Raw genomic sequence first — 20,437 nt, 5'->3', positions numbered from 1 at the left:
CGCCGCGGCGGGCCGTCTTCGTGAGCGGGAACCCGTGCTCCCGGGACGGTGACGCCGTACGACCCTTCGCCTGGGGCGAAGGGTCGTACGACGCTGTCGAGCTGAGTCGTTGGTGACATCAGGCGGTGACGTCCGGGCCGCGCCGCGCCACCAGCCGGCGGCGAATCGTCCACGACGTCAGAAGGACAACGGTGTCGTGCACCGGGTGCGACGCATCCGGGACCGTCGCACCCGTGGCAACCGAGGGCTCAGCCGGCGAACAGCGTTCCGAGGTCCTTGTACGCCTGGTCGAAGCGGGCCATCGCCGCCGCGATGTTGGGCTCCGGCTGCGGATCACCGAGCGCCTTCTGCATCAGTTCGAGCCCGCCAACCAGGTTCTCCCCGCTCGCCACCAGCGACGGCTGCGGATCCGGGTCGCCGTGGAACTTCTCGTTCTCCAGGTCCGCCCAGCCGACCTGGCGGAGCTTCACCTCTGAACCCTCCAGCAGTTTCGCCGACGACCAGAAGCTCTCCGTCGCCAACTCCCGCAGGCGCTCCGCCTTGATCGGGTCCACGGCCTGTGCCGCCTCCCCCAGCAGCGACATGCCCCGACCCAGCCGGTTCAGATACTCGAAGCGCTTCTCCGGGTCGATCCGGTCCCACAACTCGTAGACCGGCGGGCAACTCAGACACTCGATCGGCCCGATCGGTCTCGGTTTGAACTCCGGCAGCACGATCTCATGACAGTCGAAGATCGGCCGACCGCCGAACTCACCGACCTGGAAACAGATCTTCACCGGCTGACCAACGGCACTGGCTGGTGTGGCCGGTACCAGCAGCGCCGCAGTGACGACGAGCGCCATCGCGAGCAGTATGCGACGAAAACGACTCATGTAATACCTCCCGAGAGAGACGTCGATGCCTCGTCATTGTTGCCTGTCGATGCAATGAGGCGCAGCAAGGACGTTTGTCCATCCCGTAACCGCGCCCCGAGCAGGACTGTCGGATGGGCAACACTTCCTGGCTCCACTGAGGAGTGCGGCGTCGAATTGAGCCATGTCCCCCGATCTTTGCCTCGGCACCGGTGAGCGACCCGGAGCGGCGCAGTGAACCAGCCGAGTCCACCACCTTCGGACAGACGGGTCGTGCTGGTGTCGACGGCTGCCGGCGTGGTGGGCGCGGTGGCGGGCGTCATGCAGTACCTGACCAGCGCCGGCGCCTGGGCCGTGGTGGCGGTCGGGCTCGCCGGCCTCGCCGCGGCCTGCTGGGCGCTGGGGTGGCTCTGGATGCAGCGCCGCCCCGTACTCGCCACCGTGGTGGTGATGATCCTGGTGGTCCTGTCGGCGGTGACCGGCGCGGCCACCGACCGCATCGTGGGCCGGAGTACGGGTAAACCCACGACGGTCGCGGCGACCCCCAGCCCCGACGACCGACCGACCAGCGCTGTCCCGACGTCCCCCACCTCAGCGCCGACCTTCCCGGCGACACCGACCGGCCGTCCCACCGACCCGACCGACGCCCCCGCTCCGAGCAGCACCGTGAGCCCGACCTCCGACGGCGTGAAGCCTCCGAGTCGCGCCGACGAGGGAGTCACTCTCTCGATGAGCTACTCCCTCGACCTCGACTCCACGGCTACGAACTGGAACGTCCAGTACGGTTATTCGGCCGGCCAGGGCCTGGACGTGTATCTGAACCGCGGGACCCCACCGGTGCGGACCCCTGGTGACGTCGTCGTGATCGACGGGACGCCGTCCGAAAGCGCCTGCGAGACGTCCGTCACCCGACAGAACGACATCCTCAGCGAACAACTCCGGACAGACCAGTCCTTCTGTGTGCGGACGACAGAAAAACGTTGGGCGTGGTTGACCGTCAAGCGCTACGAACCAGGGAAGACGTTCACCTTCGACGTGATCGTCTGGTAGCGGCGGGCACGGGCCGCCAGTCACCACCCCGACCTCGTCGCTGCCGCTCGCACTTTCTTCCTCATCCGGAGCGTGACGACGCTGCTCACCCAGCCCTGGCCGCCTCCTGAGCGTCGTCGCCGGCCAGGCCTTCTCCGCCGGGCAGCACGACGGCCCGGGCGTACCGGATCGCGGCCGGGGTGTCGGGGAAGACCAGGCCGTCGCGGCGCAGCTGGTCGGCCACACCGAGAGTGGCCAACACCTGGTCGTGGCCGGGGACGATGCCGGAGAGCAGCACGGTGATGCCGCGTTCCTGGAGCCGGAGGATGGCGTCGCCGAGCACCTGCGCTCCGGTCGCGTCGAGGGTGCTCACCCGGGACATCCGCAGGATGACCACGCGTACGTCGGCCACGTCGGAGAGTTGGAGCAGGAAGCTGTGCGCGGCGGCGAAGAAGAGCGGGCCGTCCAGCCGGTAGGCCACGATGTGGTCGGCGAGCAGGGCCTGTTCCTCGGCGCTGTGCTCGCCGGGGTCGAGGGGAACCTGTTCCACGCGGGCCGTACGGGCCACCGCGCGCAGCGCGATCACGATCGCCACGCCCACCCCGACCGCCACGGCGGTGACCAGGTCCAGCGCCACCGTGACCGCGAAGGTGAGCACCAGCACGAGGGCGTCGCCCCGGGTGGCGCGGGCCAGCGCCCACAGAGACCCGGCCTCGACCATCCGGACCGTGGTGGCCAGTAGGACACCGGCCAGCGCGGCAAGCGGGATCCGGCCCACCAGGGGCGCGGCCGCCAGCACGATCCCGGCGAGGGCGACGGCGTGGGTGAGCGAGGCCAGCTTCGAACTCGCGCCGGCGCGCACGTTCACCGCCGTACGGGCGATGGCGGCGGTGGCCGGGATCCCGCCGAACACGGGGGCGGCGAGGTTGGCCAGCCCCTGGCCGAAGAGTTCGCGATCGGGGTCGTGGCGCTGGCCCACGGTCATCTGGTCGGCCACGGTGGCGGAGAGCAGGCTCTCCAACGCGGCCAGCGCCGCGACCGCGAGGGCGGAGGGCAGCAGGACCCCGACGGCGTCAAGGTCGAGAAAGCCCAGCGAGGGCGCGGGCAGGCCGGCGGGCAGGGTGCCGATGCGGACCAGTTCGACCGGAGCGGTCTCGGCCAGGACGGTCGCGGCGGCCACCCCGAGCAGCGAGAACGGCAGACCGGGACGCCACCGGGCACCGAGCAGCATCATCGCCGCCACGCCGAGGGCCACCGCGACAGGGACCGGCCGTGGATCCGCGACGAACCGGACGACCGCGTCGGCGGCGACGGCCCAGACGCGGTCGCCGTGCGCATCGGTGACCCCGAGCGCGGCCGGCACCTGTTGCAGGGCGATGACCACCGCGATGCCGGCGGTGAACCCCTCGATCACGGGGACGGGCAGGTAGTGGACGTACCGACCGAGGCGGGCGAGGGCCAGTGCGATCAGTACCAGCCCGGCCAGTGCCCCGACCATCAGCACCCCGGTGGGGCCGAACTGCTGGACCACCGGCACCAGCACCACGGTCATCGCCCCGGTCGGCCCGGAGACCTGGAGGTGGGAGCCGCCGAAGACGGCGGCGACGGCGCCGGCCACCACCGCCGTCACCAGCCCGGCCTGGGCCCCGAGGCCGGAGGTGACGCCGAAGGCCAGGGCCAGCGGCAGCGCCACCACGGCCACGGTCAGCCCGGCGAGCAGGTCGCGCCGGGGCGCGCGGCGCACCGCCAGCCAGTCGGCGCGTGGTGGCAGCAGCCCGACGAACCGGTCACGCACCGACAGTGTGCTCACCGGTCCCGCCCGTCGGCCCGGAGCTGGTCCAACAGCGCGTCGCGGTCGGTGAGGACGGCGCCGAGGATGCGGCGGCCGGCGGCCAGCAGGTCCGCCACGTCCGGGGTGCTGATGGCGTAGACGACGAGGGCGCCGTCGCGGCTGGAGGTCACCATGCCGGCCCGGCGCAGCACCGCGAGCTGCTGGGACAGGTTGGACGCCTCCACGTCGATCGCCGCCAGCAGGTCGCGGACCGGCTTCGGCCCGTCCTGGAGCAGCTCCAGCACGCGGATCCGCACCGGGTGGCCGAGGGTGCGGAACAGCTCCGCCTTCGCCTGGTAGAGCGGTACCGACACGTCAGCCTCCGTCACGCGACGCCACATTCAATTGCCAACTTTAGCACTTGCGAAAATCTTCAACTCACAGCGTCGGCCGCACCCGCCCCATCCGGGGCGACGGCGGTCGGGCAGGGGCGGCTACCGCTGCGGGCCGGAGTGGGCGTCGGACGGCCCGGCCGCCGCTCCACCTGCGGCAGGTGCCGCCCGCCTCAGTACGCCACCAAAGCGATGACCAGCGACGACAGCGCGGCGGCGAGCAGCACCGCGCCCACGCCGAGACCGACCACCGCGCTCACCGCGACGGCGCGGGCCCGGGCCACCGGGACCGCCGCCAGCGCCGTCGCCGTCACCAGGGCGGCGACCACGTGGACCAGCGGATAGTCGATCAGCGCCGCGACCGGGAACAGGTGCAGGCCCACCACGAGGGCGACCCAGACCGGGATCAGGTCCCGTCGGCGCCGCAGGGCGAGCAGCCCGGCACCGAGCGCGGCGACGCCGAACTCGATGCCCACGACGACTCCGAAGGCACGGCTGGTGTCGGCGTCGAAGGCCGTCGGGTCGGACCAGCGCCGCCAGGTCAGGATGCCGCCGGCGACCGCGGTGAGCAACGAGAGCACCGAGCCGGCGCCGAGGAACGGTGGCCACCGCCGGGGCGGCGCCTCCTGCGCCCAGCCGAACCAGCCGGACGCGAAGAAACCGAACACGACCGCCGTGGCCGACGCGTCACGAATGTGCTCCGCGATCATGGTTCTCCCTGTGGCTGGTGCGACCTCCGGCGGGTCGGCTCCCGCCCCCGGCCGGCCCTCCGCTCCTGATGGATCCTTCCCCAGGCACCGGGCCGCCCGCCCTGGGGGTGCGCCCGACGGAGATCTTGGTGCGGAACGGCCCCTCCGGGGGCCGAATCTTGCCAAGATCACCGTCGTGGCACCGGCCGGGTCAGCCGGCGATGTCGTTGACGCAGCGTAGGACGGGGCGGGTGGTCAGGGCCGCCGGGTCCAGCGGGGCGTCCGCGCGCACCGTGAACGTGGCCGACTCCCCCGGCAGGAGGGTGACCAGCGCCTCGTCGGCCTCGGCCGCCGGGTCGAGGCGGTCCGGGAAGAGCGTCACGTCCCGCAGGATCGTGCGGGCGGTGACCTGGACCCGCTGGCCGCCGTCGACCGGCTCGACCGCCGCGTCGTACCGGGCCGCCGGCCAGTCGGCGTCGCGGTCCTCGGCGAAGAACCAGAGCGCCCGCTCGGCCGTCCCGCCCGCCTCGGCCACCAGCAGCTCGCGCCGGGCCTCGTCCGGCCGCGCCAGCTCCGCCGGCAGCGCCAGCTCGATCCTGGCGTACGCGGGGACGTCCAGCTCCAGCGTGGTCTTCGCCCGTGGCTCGCCGGCCAGGGTCAGCCGGGTCACCGATGCGGTCGCCCGCCACGGGGTCGCCCCGTCGTTGACCGCGATCAGGGCCAGGCCACCCGCGCGGGGCTGGACGGTCAGCAGCCGGTCGGCGTACGCCCGGCGCAGCGCGTACCACAGGGGCTTGCGGCGGCCGTCGCCGTCGACGGCCGACCACGAGGTCACCGGCCAGCAGTCGTTGAGCTGCCAGACGATGGTGCCGGCGCAGACGTCCCGGTGGGAGCGGAAGTGCTCGACGGCGAGCTGGATCGCGCGCGCCTGGTTGAGCTGGGTCAGCCAGTGCCAGTCGTCGAAGTCCGCCGGTGCCGGCAGGTGCGCGTCGAGCCCCCGCCGGAGCTTGGCGTCGCCGTCGATCGCCTTCTGGTGGTGCGCCATGCCCGGCGAGTCGGGTGCGAGGGGCTCGTCGGACAGCGCCCGGCGCAGCGTCGCGTACGCGGGCGGGGCCTGGTAGCCGAACTCGGCGACGAAGCGCGGCACGTACTCGCGGTACTTCGTGTAGTCGTCGGTGTTCCAGACGTCCCAGATGTGCGTGGTGCCGTGCGCCGGGTCGTTGGGGTGGATCTCCTCGCGGCCCGACCACGGGCTGCCCGGCCAGTACGGCCGCGTCGGGTCCAGCTCGCCGACGATCCGGGGCAGCAGCTCCAGGTAGTAGCCGCGTCCCCAGGTGCGCCCCGCGAGGGGCTCCTGCCAGTCCCAGTCGTGCCAGCCCCAGATGTTCTCGTTGTTGCCGGTCCAGAGCACCAGCGACGGGTGCGGGGCGAGCCGGACCACCTGCTCGGCGGCCTCGGCGGCGACCTCGGCGCGCAGCGGCTCCTCCTCGGGGTAGGCGGCGCAGGCGAAGAGGAAGTCCTGCTGCACGAGCAGGCCCAGCTCGTCGGCGAGGTCGTAGAAGTCGTCCGACTCGTACCGGCCGCCGCCCCAGACGCGCAGCAGGTTGACGTTCGCGTCGGCGGCCTGCCGGAACCGGTGCGCCAACCGGTCCCGGGTGATCCGGGTGGGGAAGGCGTCGTCGGGGATCCAGTTCATCCCCCGGACGAAGACCGGGGTGTCGTTGACGTGCAGGGCGAACGGGGTGCCGTGCGCGTCGGGGGTGGTGTCGAGGCGTACGGAGCGGAACCCGATCCGCCGCGACCAGGTGTCGAGCGGGTGGTCGTCGGCGTCGTGCAGGGTCACCTCCAGCGGGTGCAGCGGCTGTTCGCCGTACCCCCTGGGCCACCAGAGCGCCGGGTCGCGGACGGTAAGGGTCAGCACGGCCGTGCGCTCCCCCGCCGGGATCGTCGCCTCGGCCGCCGCGCCGGCGACGGTCGCCCGCACGGTGAGCGGCGCGGCGCCGGCCCGTTCGACCTCGACGTGCAGCTCCACCCGGCCGTCGCCGCCCTCGACGGTCACCAGGGGACGCATGACGGCCAGCCGCGCCGTGGACCAGGCGTGCAGCCCGATCTCCTGCCAGATGCCGGCGGTGACCAGGGTCGGCCCCCAGTCCCAGCCGAAGTTGCAGGCCATCTTGCGGATGAACGGGAAGGGCTCCGGGTAGGCGTTCGGCCGGTCCCCGAGCCGGTCCCGCTGCGCCTCGGCGTAGCGGTAGGCGGAGTCGAAGCGTACGGCCAGGGTGTTGGACCCGGCGACCAGCAGCGACCGGACGTCGAAGCGGTGACCACGGTGCATGTTCTCGGCGCGGCCGACCTCGGTGCCGTTGAGGGTGAGCGTGGCGACGGTGTCGAGGCCGGCGCAGACGAGGTCGACCCGCTCGTCGCCGCCCGGCCGATGGGTGAAGGTGGTCTCGTAGACCCAGTCGGTGCGGCCGATCCAGGCGAGCCCCTTCTCGTTGTCGTCCAGGTACGGGTCGGGGATCAGGCCGGCGGCCAGCAGGTCGGTGTGCACGCAGCCGGGAACGGTGGCCGGCACGGCGCGGCCCGCGATCGCGGCCGGCACCTGCGGCCCCTCCACCGCCCGCAGGGTCCAGCCCTCGTGCAACGCTTGCCGGGTCACGACTTCACCGCGCCTTCCATGATTCCTCGGACGATCTGACGGCCGCCGATGAAGAGCATCACCAGCAGCGGGAGGGTGGCGACCAGGGCGCCGGCCAGCACCCGCCGGTACAGCACGTAGTTGCCGCTGGCGAGGTCGGAGAGGGCGACCATCGAGGTCGGGTAGTCGGTGCCGCCGAGGGTGATCAGCGGCCACTGGAACTCGTTCCAGGTGGCGACGAAGGTCAGCAGGCCGAGCACCGCCATGGCGGGCCGGACCGCCGGCACCACCACGCTCCAGAAGATCCGCATGGTGCTCGCGCCGTCCATCCGCGCGGCCTCGACCAGCTCGTCGGGGACCGCGTCGAGGATGAACTGCCGCATGTAGAAGACGCCGAACGCAGTGACCAGGCCGGGCACGATCACCGCGAGGAGGGTGCCGTTCCAGCCGCCCTCGCCGGGCATCCGGCCCATCAGGATGTAGAGGGCGACGACGCCGAGCTGGTTCGGCACCGTCATGGTCAGGACGACCATGACCATCAGCGCGTTGCGCCCCTTGAACCGCAGCTTGGCGAAGGCGAAGCCGGCCAGCGCGCAGAAGAAGAGCACCGACGCCGTCACCACCGACGACACGATCACGCTGTTGCCGAGCGACTGGAGGAAGAACACGTCCTGCATGGAGAAGACCTCCCGCAGGTTGGTGACGAGCTGACCGCCGGGCAGCACCTGCGGCGGGATCTGCGCCAGCGCCTCGTCGGTGTTCGTGGCGATGACGAACATCCAGTAGAGCGGGAACGCCGAGAACGCGATCACGACGCTCAGGAACAGGTAGGTCCAGACGGTGCCGGGCATGTGCTGCGGCGCCCGGCCCATAAGCACCCCCCGCCGGGGATTCGAGGCGCTCACCTGTGCCACCTTTCGTTCGCGACTGCGGGGCTCGCAAGCTCACTCCTCGCGCTCACCGCTTACCACCTCCCAGGCGGTTGGTGATGACGGCGTTGATCGCCGCGACGAGCAGGATGACCAGGAAGAGCGCCCAGGACATGGCGGCGGCGTAGCCGAGGTTGAGGTCCCGCCAGCCGACCTTGTAGATGAGCTGCGCGACGGTCTGCCACTGCCCGTCGTCGCCGCCGAGGCCCAGGGCCGGGTTGGCGTCGAAGAGCATCGGCTCGGTGAACAGTTGCAGGCCGCCGATGGTGGAGAGCACGACGGTGAAGATGACCACGGGCCGGATCATCGGCACGGTGATCCGCCACAGTTGGCGCCACGGCCCGGCCCCGTCGACGGCGGCGGCCTCGTAGACGTCGCGCGGGATGGACTGCATGGCGGCCAGGTAGAGCAGCGCGTTGTAGCCGATCCACTTCCAGTTGACCATGGTGGCGATGGCGATCCACGAGGACCACTTCGCGGACCGCCAGTCGATCGGCTCGGTCTCGCCGATGCCGAGCAGCGACAGCGCCCAGTTGGCGATGCCGGTGTCCCGGGCGAAGACCACGGAGAAGATCAGCGTGGAGGCCGTCACCGGGGTGATGTACGGCAGCAGGACCCCGACCCGGAACCAGGTCTGGGCCCGCAGCTTCCGGTTCAGCAGCGACGCGACGATCAGCGCCAGCAGCAGCTGCGGCACGGTGGAGAGCAGGAAGATGCCGAAGGTGTTGGCGAGCGCGTTGAAGAAGTCGTCGTCGGTGAAGAGGCGGCGGAAGTTCTCCAGCCCCGCCCAGCCGGTGAGCGTCGGATCGTCGAGCCGCCAGTGGCGCAGGGCGACGACGCCGTTGAAGACGATCGGGAAGAGCCCGAAGACGGCGAAGAGCAGGAAGAACGGGGCGATCAGCAGGTACGGCACGTAGCGCACGTCGAAGCGGTACAACCGGGTACGCCAGCCGCCCGGCTCTGGTCGGCGGCCCCGGCGTTCGGCTGTCGCGCCGGGCTCCTGGCCGGGCCGGGGCGCCGTGGGGGCGGCGCGGGTGGTGGACATCGGGGCACCTCCAGGCACCGAAGTAAGGGCCGGTCGGGGCGCGGCGCGGGCCCGCCCCGACCGGCGCGCGGTCAGGACCTGGCGGCCTTCTCGGCTTCCTTGACCGCCTCGGTCCACGCCTGGTCGGGCTTGCCCTTCAGGTTTCCGGTGGCCAGCCGGTTGAGCACGTTCTCCACCGCCACCCGGGTCGGGCCGTTGCGCTTGCCGAGGTACTGCGGGGTCAGGCTCTCCGCGGTCTTGGAGAAGATCTGACCCACCGGGGCGTTGTTGAAGAAGGGGTTGGTGAAGTCTTTGATCGCCGGGTCCTGGTAGAGCGCCGGCTGGGAGGGCAGGTTGCCGACCTTCTTGAAGATCTCGATCTGCTGCTCGGGCTGGATCAGCCACTCGACGAACTTGTACGCCTCGTCGACGTTCCTGCCCTGCTTGGGGATGGTCAGGAACGAGCCGCCCCAGTTGCCGCCCCCGCCGGGGATCGCGGCCACGTCCCACTTGCCGCTGGTGCCGGGGGCGGTGTTCTTGATGTGCCCCTGCATCCAGGCCGGGCAGGCGAGCACGGCGAAGTTGCCCTTGACGAAGCCGCTGTTCCACTCGGGCGAGAACGCGGTGAGGTTGGCCGAGAGGTCCGCGGCGATGGTCCGGGCCGCCACGTCGAAGGCGACCTTGGGGCCGCCGTCCATCTTGAGCGCCTCGCTCTCGTCGTAGAAGCCGACCGGCTGCTGCCCGAGGACGGGGTTGAAGATGTTGGTGCCGGCGTCGATGAACTTCTTGCCGCTCTTGGCCGTGTACTGCTGGCCGACCTCGATGAACCTGTCCCAGGTGGGCCAGAGCGCGGAGACCTGGTCGCGCCCGGTGGGCAGGCCGGCGGCCTTGAACAGGTCGGTGCGGTAGCACATGGCCAGGCCGCCGACGTCGGTGCCGAGGCCGATCTGGGTCTTGCCGTCGGGCGTCAGGGTCTGCTTCCACTTCCACGGCAGGTACTTCTGCTCGTACGTGCCGGCGCCCTTGTCGAGCAGGTTGACGAACTTGTCGGCCTGGCCGCGGAACTGGACGACGAAGCCCTCGTCGACGGCGGCGATGTCCGGCGCGCCGGAGCCGGCGACGAGCTTCTTCTGGAGGTCCTCGTGCTGGGCGTTGTACTCGCCGGTGTTCAGGCTGATCTTGACGTTCGGATTGGCGTCCTCGTACTTCGCCTTGAGCTCGTCGAGCCCGAAGTCGCCCCAGAAGTTGATTTTCAGGGTGACCTGGCCACCCGCCTGGGAGTCGCCGCCACCTCCGCTGTTGCCACTGCACGCCGCGACCATGACCAGGCTGACCGCGCCGACGGCGGCCGCCCTGGCCCAGTGCGTCAAGGACCGTCTCATGTCATCCTCCGCGCCAGATGGGAACGCTCCCGACATCGAGAGTCGTTGACTGAACCGGATAAGTTCCGCCACCGTACGGGGCAGTTTCGGCGCTGTCAACGGGCAGTCACGATCGGTGTCTCACGGTAATCTGCACCTGTCATGGGAGCGCGATCATGGGAGGTGGAGGCATTCCTGCGAGACAGCGGAACGCAGGCTGGCGGTGCGGCAAGGGATTGAGCCGAGCCACACCAGATCACTTAACCGGGAAAGCCGGCGACCGGCCCGACGCCGCGCACCGGTCGCGCCGGCCTTCCCCGGGCCGGGTGCAGTAGCGTGGACCGCCGCCGGTCGCCCCGGCCTCGTGGTGACACCCGCCCGGGCGGGAGAGTGGAGGAGTACGCCGGTGAAGCGACCCACGATCGCCGACGTCGCCCGCCGCGCCGGGGTGTCCAAGGGGGCGGTCTCCTATGCGCTGAACGGCCAGCCCGGGGTCTCCGAGGCCACCCGGCAGCGGATCCTCGCCATCGCCGCCGAGATCGGCTTCAACCCGAGCCGCGCCGCCCGCTCCCTCTCCGGGGCCACCGCCGCCGCGGTCGGCCTCACCCTCTGCCGCCCCGCCCGCACGCTCGGCATCGAGCCGTTCTTCATGGAGCTGATCAGCGGCGTCGAGGCCGAACTCTCCGCCCGGTCGTACGCGCTCACCCTCCAGGTCGTGGCCGACCAGGAGGCGGAGGTCGCCGTCTACCGCCGGTGGTGGGGTGAGCGCCGCGTCGACGGCGTCCTCGTCTGCGACCTGCGCGCCGACGACCGCCGGGTGCCGGTGCTGGAGGAGCTGGGCCTGCCCGCGGTGGTGATCGGCGGCCCGGGCGGCACCGGCGGGCTGGCCAGCGTCTGGTCCGACGACGCGGCGGCGCTGGTCGAGACCGTGGAGTACCTGGTCGCCCTCGGCCACCGCCGGATCGCCCGCGTCGGCGGCCTGCCCGCCCTGCTGCACACCGAGATCCGCACCGAGGCGTTCACCCAGGTGTGCCGCCGGCTCGGTCTGGCCGACGCGGTCACCGTGCCGTCGGACTACACCGGCGAGGAGGGGGCGCGCGCCACCCGGCGGCTGCTCAGCTCGGCCGGCCGCCCCACCGCCGTGATCTACGACAACGACGTGATGGCGATAGCGGGGCTGTCGGTGGCCCAGGAGATGGGCCTCGCCGTGCCGGGCGAGGTGTCCATCGTGGCCTGGGACGACTCGCCGCTCTGCCAGCTGGTGCACCCGCCGCTGACCGCGCTCGGCCGGGACATCCCGGCGTACGGCGCGCACGCCGCCCGGGAACTGCTGGCGGTGATCGGCGGCGCGCCGGCCCGGCAGGTGCAGGACGGGACCGCCCACCTCACGCCCCGGGGCAGCACGGCCCCGCCGCGCGCGAGCTGAGCCGGACCGCGCCGACCCGGGCGCCCCGCCCGTCGGCCTCCCGGCCGGGGCGACGGCGTGAGCCGTAGGCGCCGTCCACCTTAACCGGTTAACTGACCACCCCGAGGTGCGCCGTAGCGGCCGGAGCCGCCATCCGTCCGGCTCCGCACGTCCGGGGCCGGCGGGCCTCTGTCCGATCAGTGTGAACGTCTGGTGTCGTGACGTTGATGGTGGTAACTTTCTCGCCACTTGCAAGACCTTGCAGAAACATTCGTCATCCTGTGACGTGATCCGTCACGTCACTGTCCGGTCCGGACAATCCCCCACAGTCGACGGCTGTCACGCAAGGCACCCCGTCCCCCTCGGCCCTCGCCGACTACCACCCCCGAGGAGCTCCGATGCATCCCAGCACCGGACGACGACGACGGACGATCGCGGCCGCGCTGGCCGCCGGGATCGCCGTCGGGCTGGCCCCGCTCAGCACCGCCTCCGCCGCGAACTCCGTGACCGTCTACTACCGACCCGCCGCCACCTGGACCGGCCAGGTCAACGTCCACTACGCGCCGGACGGCGGCGCGTGGACGGCCGTGCCCGGGGTGGCGATGGAGGCGGCGTGCGCCGGCTGGCGCAAACGCACCATCGACGCCGGTACCGCCACCGGCCTCCAGGTGGTGTTCAACCACAACGGCGCCACCTGGGACAACAACCGGGGCGCGAACTACCGCACCGGCACCGGGACGGTGACCGTCGCGGACGGCGTGGTCGGCACGGGCGACCCCTGTGCCGGCACCCCCTCGCCCACGCCCACCCCGTCGAACCCGCCGGCCGGCCGGACGGCCGACGTCTGGTACCACGTCGGGACCAGGGGCTGGGCCGCCGCGAACATCCACTACCAGCCCGCGGGCGGGGCCTGGACCACCGTCCCCGGCGCGCCGATGCAGGCCGGCTGCGCCGGATGGGCCCGCCGGGTGGTCGACCTCGGCACCGCCGCCACGCTCCGGGCGGCGTTCAACAACGGCGCCGGCGCCTGGGACAACAACAACGGCGCGGACTACACCCTGGGCGCCGGGGTGAGCACCGTCAAGGCGGGGGTGGTGACCGCCGGCGCGGCCGCACCGTGCCCGCCCGACACGCCGGACACCACCGCGCCGTCCACCCCCACCGGGCTGGGCGCGACCGCGAACGGGCTGCGCGTCGCGGTCTCCTGGGCCGCGGCCACCGACGACCGCGGGGTCACCGGCTACCGGCTCACCCGCACCGGCGGGTCGCAGGGCACCGTCACGGTGACCACCGCCGGTACCGGCCACGTCGACGACGCGCTGAGCCCGCAGACCCGCTACGAGTACACCGTCCGGGCGTACGACGCGGCCGGCAACACCTCCCCGGCCAGTGCCCCCGTGGCGGTCACCACCGGCACCAGCACGCCCCCGCCCGCGGCCGGCACCCCGCTCGGCGGCGACCCCCGCGAGGACAGCATCTACTTCGTGATGACCGCCCGGTTCGCCGACGGCGACGCCACCAACAACCGGGGCGGCAGCCAGCACGTCAAGTCGGGCAACGCGGCCAACGACGACCCGATGTTCCGCGGCGACTTCAAGGGCCTGATCGACAAGCTCGACTACGTCAAGGGGCTCGGCTTCTCCGCCCTCTGGATCACCCCGGTCGTGCTGAACCGGTCCGACTACGACTTCCACGGCTACCACGGCTGGGACTTCCAGCGGGTCGACCCGCGGCTGGAGAGCCCCGGCGCGAGCTACCAGGACCTGATCAACGCCGCGCACGCCAAGGGGATCAAGGTCTTCCAGGACGTGGTCTACAACCACAGCTCCCGCTGGGGCGCCAAGGGCCTGTTCACCCCCACGGTGTACGGCGCCCGCGACGAGCAGTGGAAGTGGATGTACAGCAAGCAGGAGCCGGGCCGCTCGTACGACCCCATGGTCGAGCACCCCGGCACCGACCCGGAGCTGACCCCGGCGCAGAATGCCCTCGCCAAGGGACGGCCCTACAACGGCGACGTCTGGTCGACCACCGCGCCGACCGGCAACCAGTGCCCGCGTTGGGGTGCCCCGGCCGGCACCAGCCCCGAGGGCTTCCGCCTCTACGAGTGCCAGTGGCCGACCCCGACCAGCAAGCTCTTCCCGGCCGACCTGTACCACCAGTGCTGGATCGGCAACTGGGAGGGCGAGGACTCACGTAGCTGCTGGCTGCACGAGGACCTGGCCGACTTCAACACCGAGAACGCCACCGTGCAGAAGTACCTGATCGACACGTACAACAAGTTCATCGACATGGGGGTCGACGGCTTCCGCATCGACACCGCCGTGCACATCCCCCGCGTCACCTGGAACCGGCGCTTCCTGCCGGCGATCCAGCAGCACGCGCTGGCCAGGCACGGCGAGAAGGGCCGGGACTTCTACGTCTTCGGTGAGGTCGCCGCGTTCGTCAACGACAAGTGGAACCGGGGCTCGGTGAACCACTCGGCGCAGTTCTTCACCTGGAAGGAGCGCAAGGAGTACAGCCCCGACGACGTGCGCGCCGCCATCGAGCAGTACGACCACGAGCAGCTGCTCGGCCCGAACGGGCAGCCGACCAGCGACAACGCGTTCCTGCGCGGGAACACCTACCACGCGCCGGACCGCTCGAAGTTCTCCGGCATGAACGTCATCGACATGCGCATGCACATGAACTTCGGCGACGCGAACAACGCCTTCGGCAACGGCAAGGACTCCGACGACAGCTACAACGACGCGACCTACAACGTCGTGTACGTCGACAGCCACGACTACGGCCCGAACAAGTCGAACACCCGCTACACCGGGGGCACCGGCGCCTGGGCGGAGAACATGAGCCTCATGTGGACGTTCCGGGGGATCCCGACGCTCTACTACGGCTCGGAGATCGAGTTCCAGAAGGGCGCGAAGATCGACTGCGGGCCGACCTGCCCGCTGGCCACCACCGGGCGCGCCTACTACGGCGGTCACCTGGCGGGCACGGTCACCGCGGCGGGCTTCGGCCGGGTCGCCTCGGCCACCGGCCCCGTGGCCAGCACGCTGGACAAGCCGCTGGTCAAGCACGTGCAGCGGCTCAACCTGATCCGCCGGGCAGTGCCGGCCCTGCAGAAGGGGCAGTACTCGACCGAGGGGATCAGCGGCAACTCCATGGCGTACAAGCGGCGCTTCACCGCCGGCGGCCTGGACAGCTTCGCGCTGGTCACGGTCTCCGGGAGCGCGACGTTCACCGGCGTGCCCAACGGCCGCTACACCGACGCGGTCACCGGCGACGTCCGGACGGTCACCAACGGGACCCTGACGGCGACGGTCAGCGGACAGGGCAACCTGCGGGTGTACGTGCTGGACCTGCCGGGCAACCCGGCGCCGGGCAAGGTCGGCGACACCGGCCCCTACCTGCGGTGACGCCGGTGTCGAAGGCGGCCGGACCGGCCGCCTCCGACACCACCGGCGGCCCGACCCGCACCCGGGTCGGGCCGCCGCTCACGCCGCGACCACCGGCAACTGGAGTTCGGTGACGCCCTTCTCGGGCTCGTCCGGGCAGTAGTCCAGGTACAACTCGCGGGTGTACCCGTCGGCCCGCCAGCCGTTCGCCTCGATCCAGGTGGCGAGCACCTGGATGCTGCCCTCCACCTCGTCCATCGGCCCGTGATGGATGATCGTCGCCGCGGTGGGCACCGCGGGCAGGTCGACGACGCCGAAGTCCCGGGCCGCCGAGGGGTCGGCGGCCACCGTCACCCCGGCGTGCACCACGACGGATTCGCCCTCCCCCGTCGCCTCGTACCAGGCCAGCCCCGGGCCGGAGGGCACGACGCCCGCCGAGCCGAGGCGCCGGAACAGCTCCGGGTAGAGCGGCTGGATCACCGTGGAGATGTCCGGCGTCTCGTAGCTGCGGGCCACCCCGGTCAGCTCCGCCACCCGGACCGCGGGCAGTTCCTTGAGTACGACGTCCTGGCTGGTCATCCGCCCCTCCGTCTCGATCATGCGGAGCCTCGCCTCGACCCCGGCCAGGCGGGCGGTGTCGGCCGCCAGTTGAGCCTCCAGCTGGGACCGGCGCAGCCGCAGCATGCCGCGCAGTTCGGCGACCTCGACGGCGTCGTCGATGATCGCCCGCACCTGCCCGAGGGTGAGTCCCAGTTCCTTGAGGGCGATCACCCGGTTGAGCCGGCGGAGCTGCTCGGCCCGGTAGGACCGGTACCCGGTGTGCGGGTCCACGGCGGCCGGGCGGAGCAGCCCGATGCTGTCGTAGTGACGCAGCATGCGGACCGACACGCGGCCGAGCCTGGCGAAGTCTCCGATGGTGAACATGGCCCCTCACACGTTCGGCCCTGACACGGTGTCAGAGTCAACCAGGCGGGGGCGGGGGAACGTCGCCGCCCGGTCAGCGCGAGGCCGACGGGAACTCCTCGAAGTACGCCTCGACCCGCTCGGCGGTGGCCGGGCGGGCCAGCGCGAAGCCCTGCCCGTACCGGCAGCCGGCCCCCCGCGCGCCGTCGACCAGGCTCGCCGACTCCAACTCCTCGGCCACGATGTCCAGCCCCAGCCGGTCCCCCACGTTCACCACCACGTCGATCAGCGGGCGCTGCGGGTCCGCCGGGTCCACCAGCTGCGGGCCGACCTTGAGCAGGTCGATCGGCAACCGGCGGAGCTGCGCCAGCGAGGCGTGCTCGGCCCGGAAGTCGTCCAGCGCGGTGCGCACGCCCAGCGAGCGCAGCCCGGCCAGCCGGGCCACCACCGTCGGCAGCTCGGCACCCACCCGGGGCTCCGCCACCTCGACCACCAGCCGGTCCGGCGACAACCCGTACGCGTCGAGCACGGCCGCCGTTCGCGGCACGAAGTCGGGGAAGGTCAGCTCCCGGACGGTCACGTTCACCGCCATCCAGAGCTGCCGGCTCCCCGCCGACCAGGCGGCGAGCTGCCGGCAGGCCCGGTCCAGCACCCAGCAGCCCAGCTCGCCCACGATGTCGAGGTCCTCGGCCACCGGCAGGAACTCGGCGGGAAGCACCGTGCCGAGCACCGGGCTGCGCCAGCGCAGCAGCGCCTCCGTGCCGACCGGCTGCCGGTCGGTCAGGTCGAGCACCGGCTGGTAGACGAGGTCCAACTCGCCCCGGGCGACCGCCCCGGGCAGCTCCCGTTCCAGGTCGAGCCGACGGACGAGCTGCTCCTCCAGGTAGGCGTCGTACCACTCGACCCGGTCCCGGCCGAGCTGAACGGCCCGCCGCCGGGCCAGGTCCGCCTGGCGCAGCACGTCCTCCGGGCCGCCGTTGCCGATCTCGGCGAGCCCGATGCCGGCCCGCAGCCGCAGCAGCCCGCCCGCCGCGCGGTACGGCTCGGTGAGCGCGGCGAGCAGCCGGGTGCCCAGCGCGTACGCCAGCACCGGCCCGACCTCGGTCACCACGGCGAAGCCGGTGGCGGTGACGTCCGCGAGCAGGTCCCGGGGGCCGACCACCGCGCGGGCCCGGCGGAGCACCTCGGCCAGCACGTCCTCGCGGCCCTGGTGCCCGTCGGAGGCGGGGCCGGGTCCGTCGAGGTCGACGACGAGCAGCGCGCCGGCGGGGGCCGGCGCGTTCCGGAGGGCGGCGAGGGCCCGCAGCAGCGCCGGCCGGTCCACGGGCGCGCCGGACCGGTCCGGGTCCGCCGGGCGGTGCCCGACCGGCGGGTCGCCGGGGCCGGTCGGCTGCGCCGGATCGTGCGCCCGGAGCAGGTCGCGAAGCACCAACGGCGGGGCCAGCGCGAGCGCGAGCAGGACCGCGGTGAGGTCCGGCGGCCCGCCGTCGCGGAGCTGCCATCCGACGGCCGCCACCGCCGCGGCGGCCGGGACCACGGCCCGGGGCCACACCCTGGTCGGCGGGGCGGGCGGGTCGGGCTCCGGACGGGTCGCCCGCCGCGCCCCCGCCGCCGTCAGCAGCACCCCACCCACCAGCGGGGGTACGGACACCAGCGCCGCCCGTTCTGGTGCCGTGCCCGTCTGCAGGACGGCCAGCACCACCAGCCCGGACAGGGTGAGCGCCGCCCCGCCCCGGCAGCGGGCCGCGCCGGTCCGCCGCTGCGGCCCGGTCAGCACCATGAGCACGGCGAGCGCGAGGCCGCCCAGGACCACGGCAACGGCGAACCGCACCGGCGGGTCGAGGGCGTCGCGGGGCAGCAGCAGCCAGCCGGCGAGGACCAGCCCCAGGCCGGCGGCGGTCGCGTCGACGGCCCCACGGAGCCGGACCCGGGCGGACGGGCGGGGTCGCCGCGCCGCCGGAGGCAGACCCGCGACGAACAACGCGGCGGAGGCGGCGAGCCCCGACACGACGACGGCGGAGCGTCGGCCCGGTTCGGCGAGCGGGAGCACTGCGGCGGTGAGCCCCGCCGTCACGACCGCGGCGTCGAGCAGCACGGCGACGCGTCGGGGCGGCGCCGCGCGCCGGCGGGCGGCGCGGGACCGGGTGGGGACCGGTGCGAGGGTCGGCGGCGGGACGGCGGTGAGCCGGGAGAGCCGCGCGCCGGCCAGGGCGCAGCTGGCCGCGCCGGCCAGCGCCACGACGGCCAGGGCGGGCACCCGACCGGCCGCGCCGGCGAGCAGGAGCAGCGCGACGGCGGCGAGGACGAGGGTGTCCGGCAGTGTGGGACGGGGGATGGACGCGCGTTGCGGGTACGCGAGGGGCACGGCGGTCGCCTTCGTGAGGGGGCACGGGCGGTGCGACGGTGCGGGGCGCCGGACCCGGGGTCGGTCCGCTGCCCACCAGACGTGAACGAGCGGACAGGAAGGCGGTGACGCCGAGTCGACCGTGATCCCCGTCACTGACGCTCGCGGTGCGCCCCGGTGCCGCCCGGCGCGTACGGGGGCCGGCGGGGGTGGGATCATCGGAGGGTGAGCAGCTCCGACACCGTCCACTTCCGGCACAACCAGGCCATCCTGGCCGCCGCGATCGTCGCCTTCTTCGGTGCCCTGCCGGTGGCCGGCGCCCGGTGGTACCTGCTGCCGGTGCTGCTCGTCCCGCTCGCCGTCACGGTGTGGGCGTGGCGGGCCGGCACCGACGCGGACGCCCACGAGCTGCGCCTGCGGGCGCTGGTCGGGCAGCGCCGGATCAGCTGGGACCGGGTCGTCGAGCTGGCCGCCGACCCGCGCGGCCGGGCGGTCGCCCGGCTCGACGACGGCCAGCGCGTCACGCTGCCGGCCGTACGCGGCACCGACCTGCCCCGGCTGATCTCGGCCACCGGCCAGGCCCTGCCCGGCGCGACCGGCTGAGCACCGTCGCGCCGGCACCGCTCAGTAGCCGTCCACCACCGTGTTGATCAGCGGCTCGCCGGCGGCGAACCGGCGGACCTGGTCGCCGACCAGCCGGTACGCGCGCGGCAGCAGGCCGCGCACCGATCCGGCCACGTGCGGGGTGAGCAGCACGTTCGGCATCGCCCACAGCTCGTGGTCGGCGGGCAGCGGCTCGGGATCGGTGACGTCCAGCGCGGCCGAGATCCGGCCGGTACGCAGCTCGGCGACCAGTGCCTGAGTCCGGGCCACCGGCCCACGGGCGGCGTTGACCAGCAGCGCGCCGTCCCGCATCGCGGCGAGGAACCTCTCGTCGACCAGCCCCCGGGTGTGCTCGGTCAGCGGCACCAGCAGCACCACCACGTCTGCCTCGGGAAGCAGCCCCGGCAGCTCCTCGACGCCGTGCACGCCCTGCTCCGGGCGGGCGGTCCGGGCCACCAGCGTGAAGCTCACCTCGAAGGGCGCGAGCCGGTCCCGCACCGCCGTGCCGATGGAGCCCGCCCCGACGATCAGCACCCGCTTGCCGGTCAGCTCGTCGGTGGGGGCCACCTCGTCGTACGCCCAGTCGCGCCGGGCCTGCGCGCGGGCGAGGGCCGGGAAGCCGCGCAACTGGGACAGGATCGCCGCGACCACCCACTCGGCGGTGGACGGGTCGTGCACCCCCCGGGCGTCGCAGAGCGTCACGCCGGGCGGGACCCGGCCGGCCCACGCGTCCGCCCCGGCGGAGAGGAGCTGCACCACCGCCAGGTCGGGCAGCTCGCCCAGCAGGGCGGTGGCGTCCCCGCCGGCCAGGAAGGGCGGCACCCAGAACCGGACGCCGGCAGCCTCCGAGGGGAGCCGGGAGACGTCCTCGGCCACCTCGACCGTGACCTCCGGCGGCAGCTCACCGAGGAGCGTCCGGCCGGCCTGGTGCGGGATCCATACCTTCACGCCCGCCGACGATAGCCCCCGGCGAGGGTGCCCGCCGCGCGGGGCGGCCCCCGGCACCCGGACGGGCCCGCCCGACGCGGCTGAGGTGATCAGGGCGACGCTCCGGCGACCGCGTCGATTCTGGTCCGGAGGGGGTATAAGGGAGGACCGGAGTGCCG

At 72.9% G+C, this 20,437-nt stretch carries 15 protein-coding genes; 4 read left to right on the top strand and 11 right to left on the bottom strand.

Annotation, left to right across the window (positions count from 1 at the left end):
- Positions 1 to 248: 248 nt before the first annotated feature.
- Positions 249 to 842: a hypothetical protein gene (locus tag OG989_RS13985; RefSeq protein WP_151455343.1), complete on the bottom strand. Its 594-nt coding sequence runs from the start codon at positions 840 to 842 to the stop codon at positions 249 to 251.
- Between the two features lie 330 nt (positions 843 to 1,172).
- On the opposite strand from OG989_RS13985, the gene OG989_RS13980 reads away from it, so the two are divergent.
- Positions 1,173 to 1,901, top strand: coding sequence for a hypothetical protein (locus OG989_RS13980; protein WP_327030734.1), 729 nt, complete (start codon positions 1,173 to 1,175; stop codon positions 1,899 to 1,901).
- A gap of 85 nt (positions 1,902 to 1,986) precedes the next feature.
- Here the strand turns inward: OG989_RS13980 and OG989_RS13975 are convergent, their stop codons facing one another.
- The 7 genes from OG989_RS13975 to OG989_RS13945 all read right to left on the bottom strand — a co-directional run bounded on the left by OG989_RS13975 (position 1,987) and on the right by OG989_RS13945 (position 10,705).
- Complete coding sequence (locus tag OG989_RS13975) at positions 1,987 to 3,690, bottom strand: SulP family inorganic anion transporter (RefSeq protein WP_327030733.1); 1,704 nt, start codon at positions 3,688 to 3,690, stop codon at positions 1,987 to 1,989.
- Positions 3,687 to 4,025 (bottom strand): ArsR/SmtB family transcription factor, encoded by a 339-nt coding sequence (locus OG989_RS13970; RefSeq protein ID WP_327030732.1) that lies wholly within the window; start codon positions 4,023 to 4,025, stop codon positions 3,687 to 3,689. Before OG989_RS13970 ends, OG989_RS13975 begins: the two co-directional genes overlap by 4 nt.
- A 191-nt stretch (positions 4,026 to 4,216) precedes the next feature.
- Positions 4,217 to 4,753: a hypothetical protein gene (locus OG989_RS13965; RefSeq protein WP_327030731.1), complete on the bottom strand. Its 537-nt coding sequence runs from the start codon at positions 4,751 to 4,753 to the stop codon at positions 4,217 to 4,219.
- Between the two features lie 190 nt (positions 4,754 to 4,943).
- Positions 4,944 to 7,391 (bottom strand): glycosyl hydrolase 2 galactose-binding domain-containing protein, encoded by a 2,448-nt coding sequence (locus tag OG989_RS13960; protein WP_327030730.1) that lies wholly within the window; start codon positions 7,389 to 7,391, stop codon positions 4,944 to 4,946.
- Positions 7,388 to 8,242, bottom strand: a complete 855-nt coding sequence (locus OG989_RS13955; protein WP_151455353.1) for a carbohydrate ABC transporter permease — start codon at positions 8,240 to 8,242, stop codon at positions 7,388 to 7,390. The genes OG989_RS13960 and OG989_RS13955 overlap by 4 nt, the downstream gene beginning before the upstream one ends.
- An 85-nt stretch (positions 8,243 to 8,327) precedes the next feature.
- On the bottom strand, positions 8,328 to 9,344 hold the full coding sequence (locus OG989_RS13950) for a carbohydrate ABC transporter permease (protein WP_151455347.1): 1,017 nt from the start codon (positions 9,342 to 9,344) through the stop codon (positions 8,328 to 8,330).
- 71 nt (positions 9,345 to 9,415) lie between these two features.
- Positions 9,416 to 10,705: an ABC transporter substrate-binding protein gene (locus OG989_RS13945; RefSeq protein WP_327030729.1), complete on the bottom strand. Its 1,290-nt coding sequence runs from the start codon at positions 10,703 to 10,705 to the stop codon at positions 9,416 to 9,418.
- Between the two features lie 385 nt (positions 10,706 to 11,090).
- Between OG989_RS13945 and OG989_RS13940 the strand changes: the two genes are divergently transcribed.
- Positions 11,091 to 12,110, top strand: coding sequence for a LacI family DNA-binding transcriptional regulator (locus OG989_RS13940; protein ID WP_327030728.1), 1,020 nt, complete (start codon positions 11,091 to 11,093; stop codon positions 12,108 to 12,110).
- Positions 12,111 to 12,487: 377 nt separating this feature from the next.
- A complete protein-coding gene (locus tag OG989_RS13935) occupies positions 12,488 to 15,502 on the top strand; it encodes a carbohydrate binding domain-containing protein (RefSeq protein ID WP_327030727.1) in 3,015 nt (1,004 codons plus the stop codon).
- Between the two features lie 78 nt (positions 15,503 to 15,580).
- On the opposite strand, the gene OG989_RS13930 is transcribed toward OG989_RS13935, so the two are convergent.
- On the bottom strand, positions 15,581 to 16,405 hold the full coding sequence (locus OG989_RS13930) for a MerR family transcriptional regulator (RefSeq protein WP_327030726.1): 825 nt from the start codon (positions 16,403 to 16,405) through the stop codon (positions 15,581 to 15,583).
- Positions 16,406 to 16,478: 73 nt separating this feature from the next.
- Positions 16,479 to 18,749: a bifunctional diguanylate cyclase/phosphodiesterase gene (locus OG989_RS13925; RefSeq protein ID WP_327030725.1), complete on the bottom strand. Its 2,271-nt coding sequence runs from the start codon at positions 18,747 to 18,749 to the stop codon at positions 16,479 to 16,481.
- Between the two features lie 204 nt (positions 18,750 to 18,953).
- Here OG989_RS13925 and OG989_RS13920 point away from each other — a divergent pair, with 204 nt between their 5' ends.
- Positions 18,954 to 19,331 (top strand): PH domain-containing protein, encoded by a 378-nt coding sequence (locus tag OG989_RS13920; protein WP_327030724.1) that lies wholly within the window; start codon positions 18,954 to 18,956, stop codon positions 19,329 to 19,331.
- 21 nt (positions 19,332 to 19,352) lie between these two features.
- On the opposite strand, the gene OG989_RS13915 is transcribed toward OG989_RS13920, so the two are convergent.
- Positions 19,353 to 20,279 carry a 2-hydroxyacid dehydrogenase gene (locus tag OG989_RS13915; protein WP_327030723.1) on the bottom strand — a complete coding sequence of 309 codons (927 nt, stop codon included), beginning with the start codon at positions 20,277 to 20,279 and terminating at the stop codon, positions 19,353 to 19,355.
- Between the last annotated feature and the right edge of the window lie 158 nt (positions 20,280 to 20,437).

Source organism: Micromonospora sp. NBC_01740 (assembly GCF_035920365.1).
Taxonomy (GTDB): Bacteria; Actinomycetota; Actinomycetes; order Mycobacteriales; family Micromonosporaceae; genus Micromonospora; species Micromonospora reichwaldensis.
Note: the sequence above shows the minus strand (reverse complement) of the source record. Positions and strands in the feature narration are given on the sequence as shown.

Excerpts from the sequence above, each read along its gene's own strand:
- OG989_RS13955 (WP_151455353.1), bottom strand. The coding sequence starts at position 8,242 with ATGGGCCGGGCGCCGCAGCACATGCCCGGCACCGTCTGGACCTACCTG.
- OG989_RS13950 (WP_151455347.1), bottom strand. The coding sequence starts at position 9,344 with ATGTCCACCACCCGCGCCGCCCCCACGGCGCCCCGGCCCGGCCAGGAG.
- OG989_RS13980 (WP_327030734.1), top strand. The coding sequence starts at position 1,173 with ATGCAGTACCTGACCAGCGCCGGCGCCTGGGCCGTGGTGGCGGTCGGG.
- OG989_RS13985 (WP_151455343.1), bottom strand. The coding sequence starts at position 842 with ATGGCGCTCGTCGTCACTGCGGCGCTGCTGGTACCGGCCACACCAGCC.
- OG989_RS13945 (WP_327030729.1), bottom strand. The coding sequence starts at position 10,705 with ATGAGACGGTCCTTGACGCACTGGGCCAGGGCGGCCGCCGTCGGCGCG.
- OG989_RS13935 (WP_327030727.1), top strand. The coding sequence starts at position 12,488 with ATGCATCCCAGCACCGGACGACGACGACGGACGATCGCGGCCGCGCTG.
- OG989_RS13965 (WP_327030731.1), bottom strand. The coding sequence starts at position 4,753 with ATGATCGCGGAGCACATTCGTGACGCGTCGGCCACGGCGGTCGTGTTC.
- OG989_RS13930 (WP_327030726.1), bottom strand. The coding sequence starts at position 16,405 with ATGTTCACCATCGGAGACTTCGCCAGGCTCGGCCGCGTGTCGGTCCGC.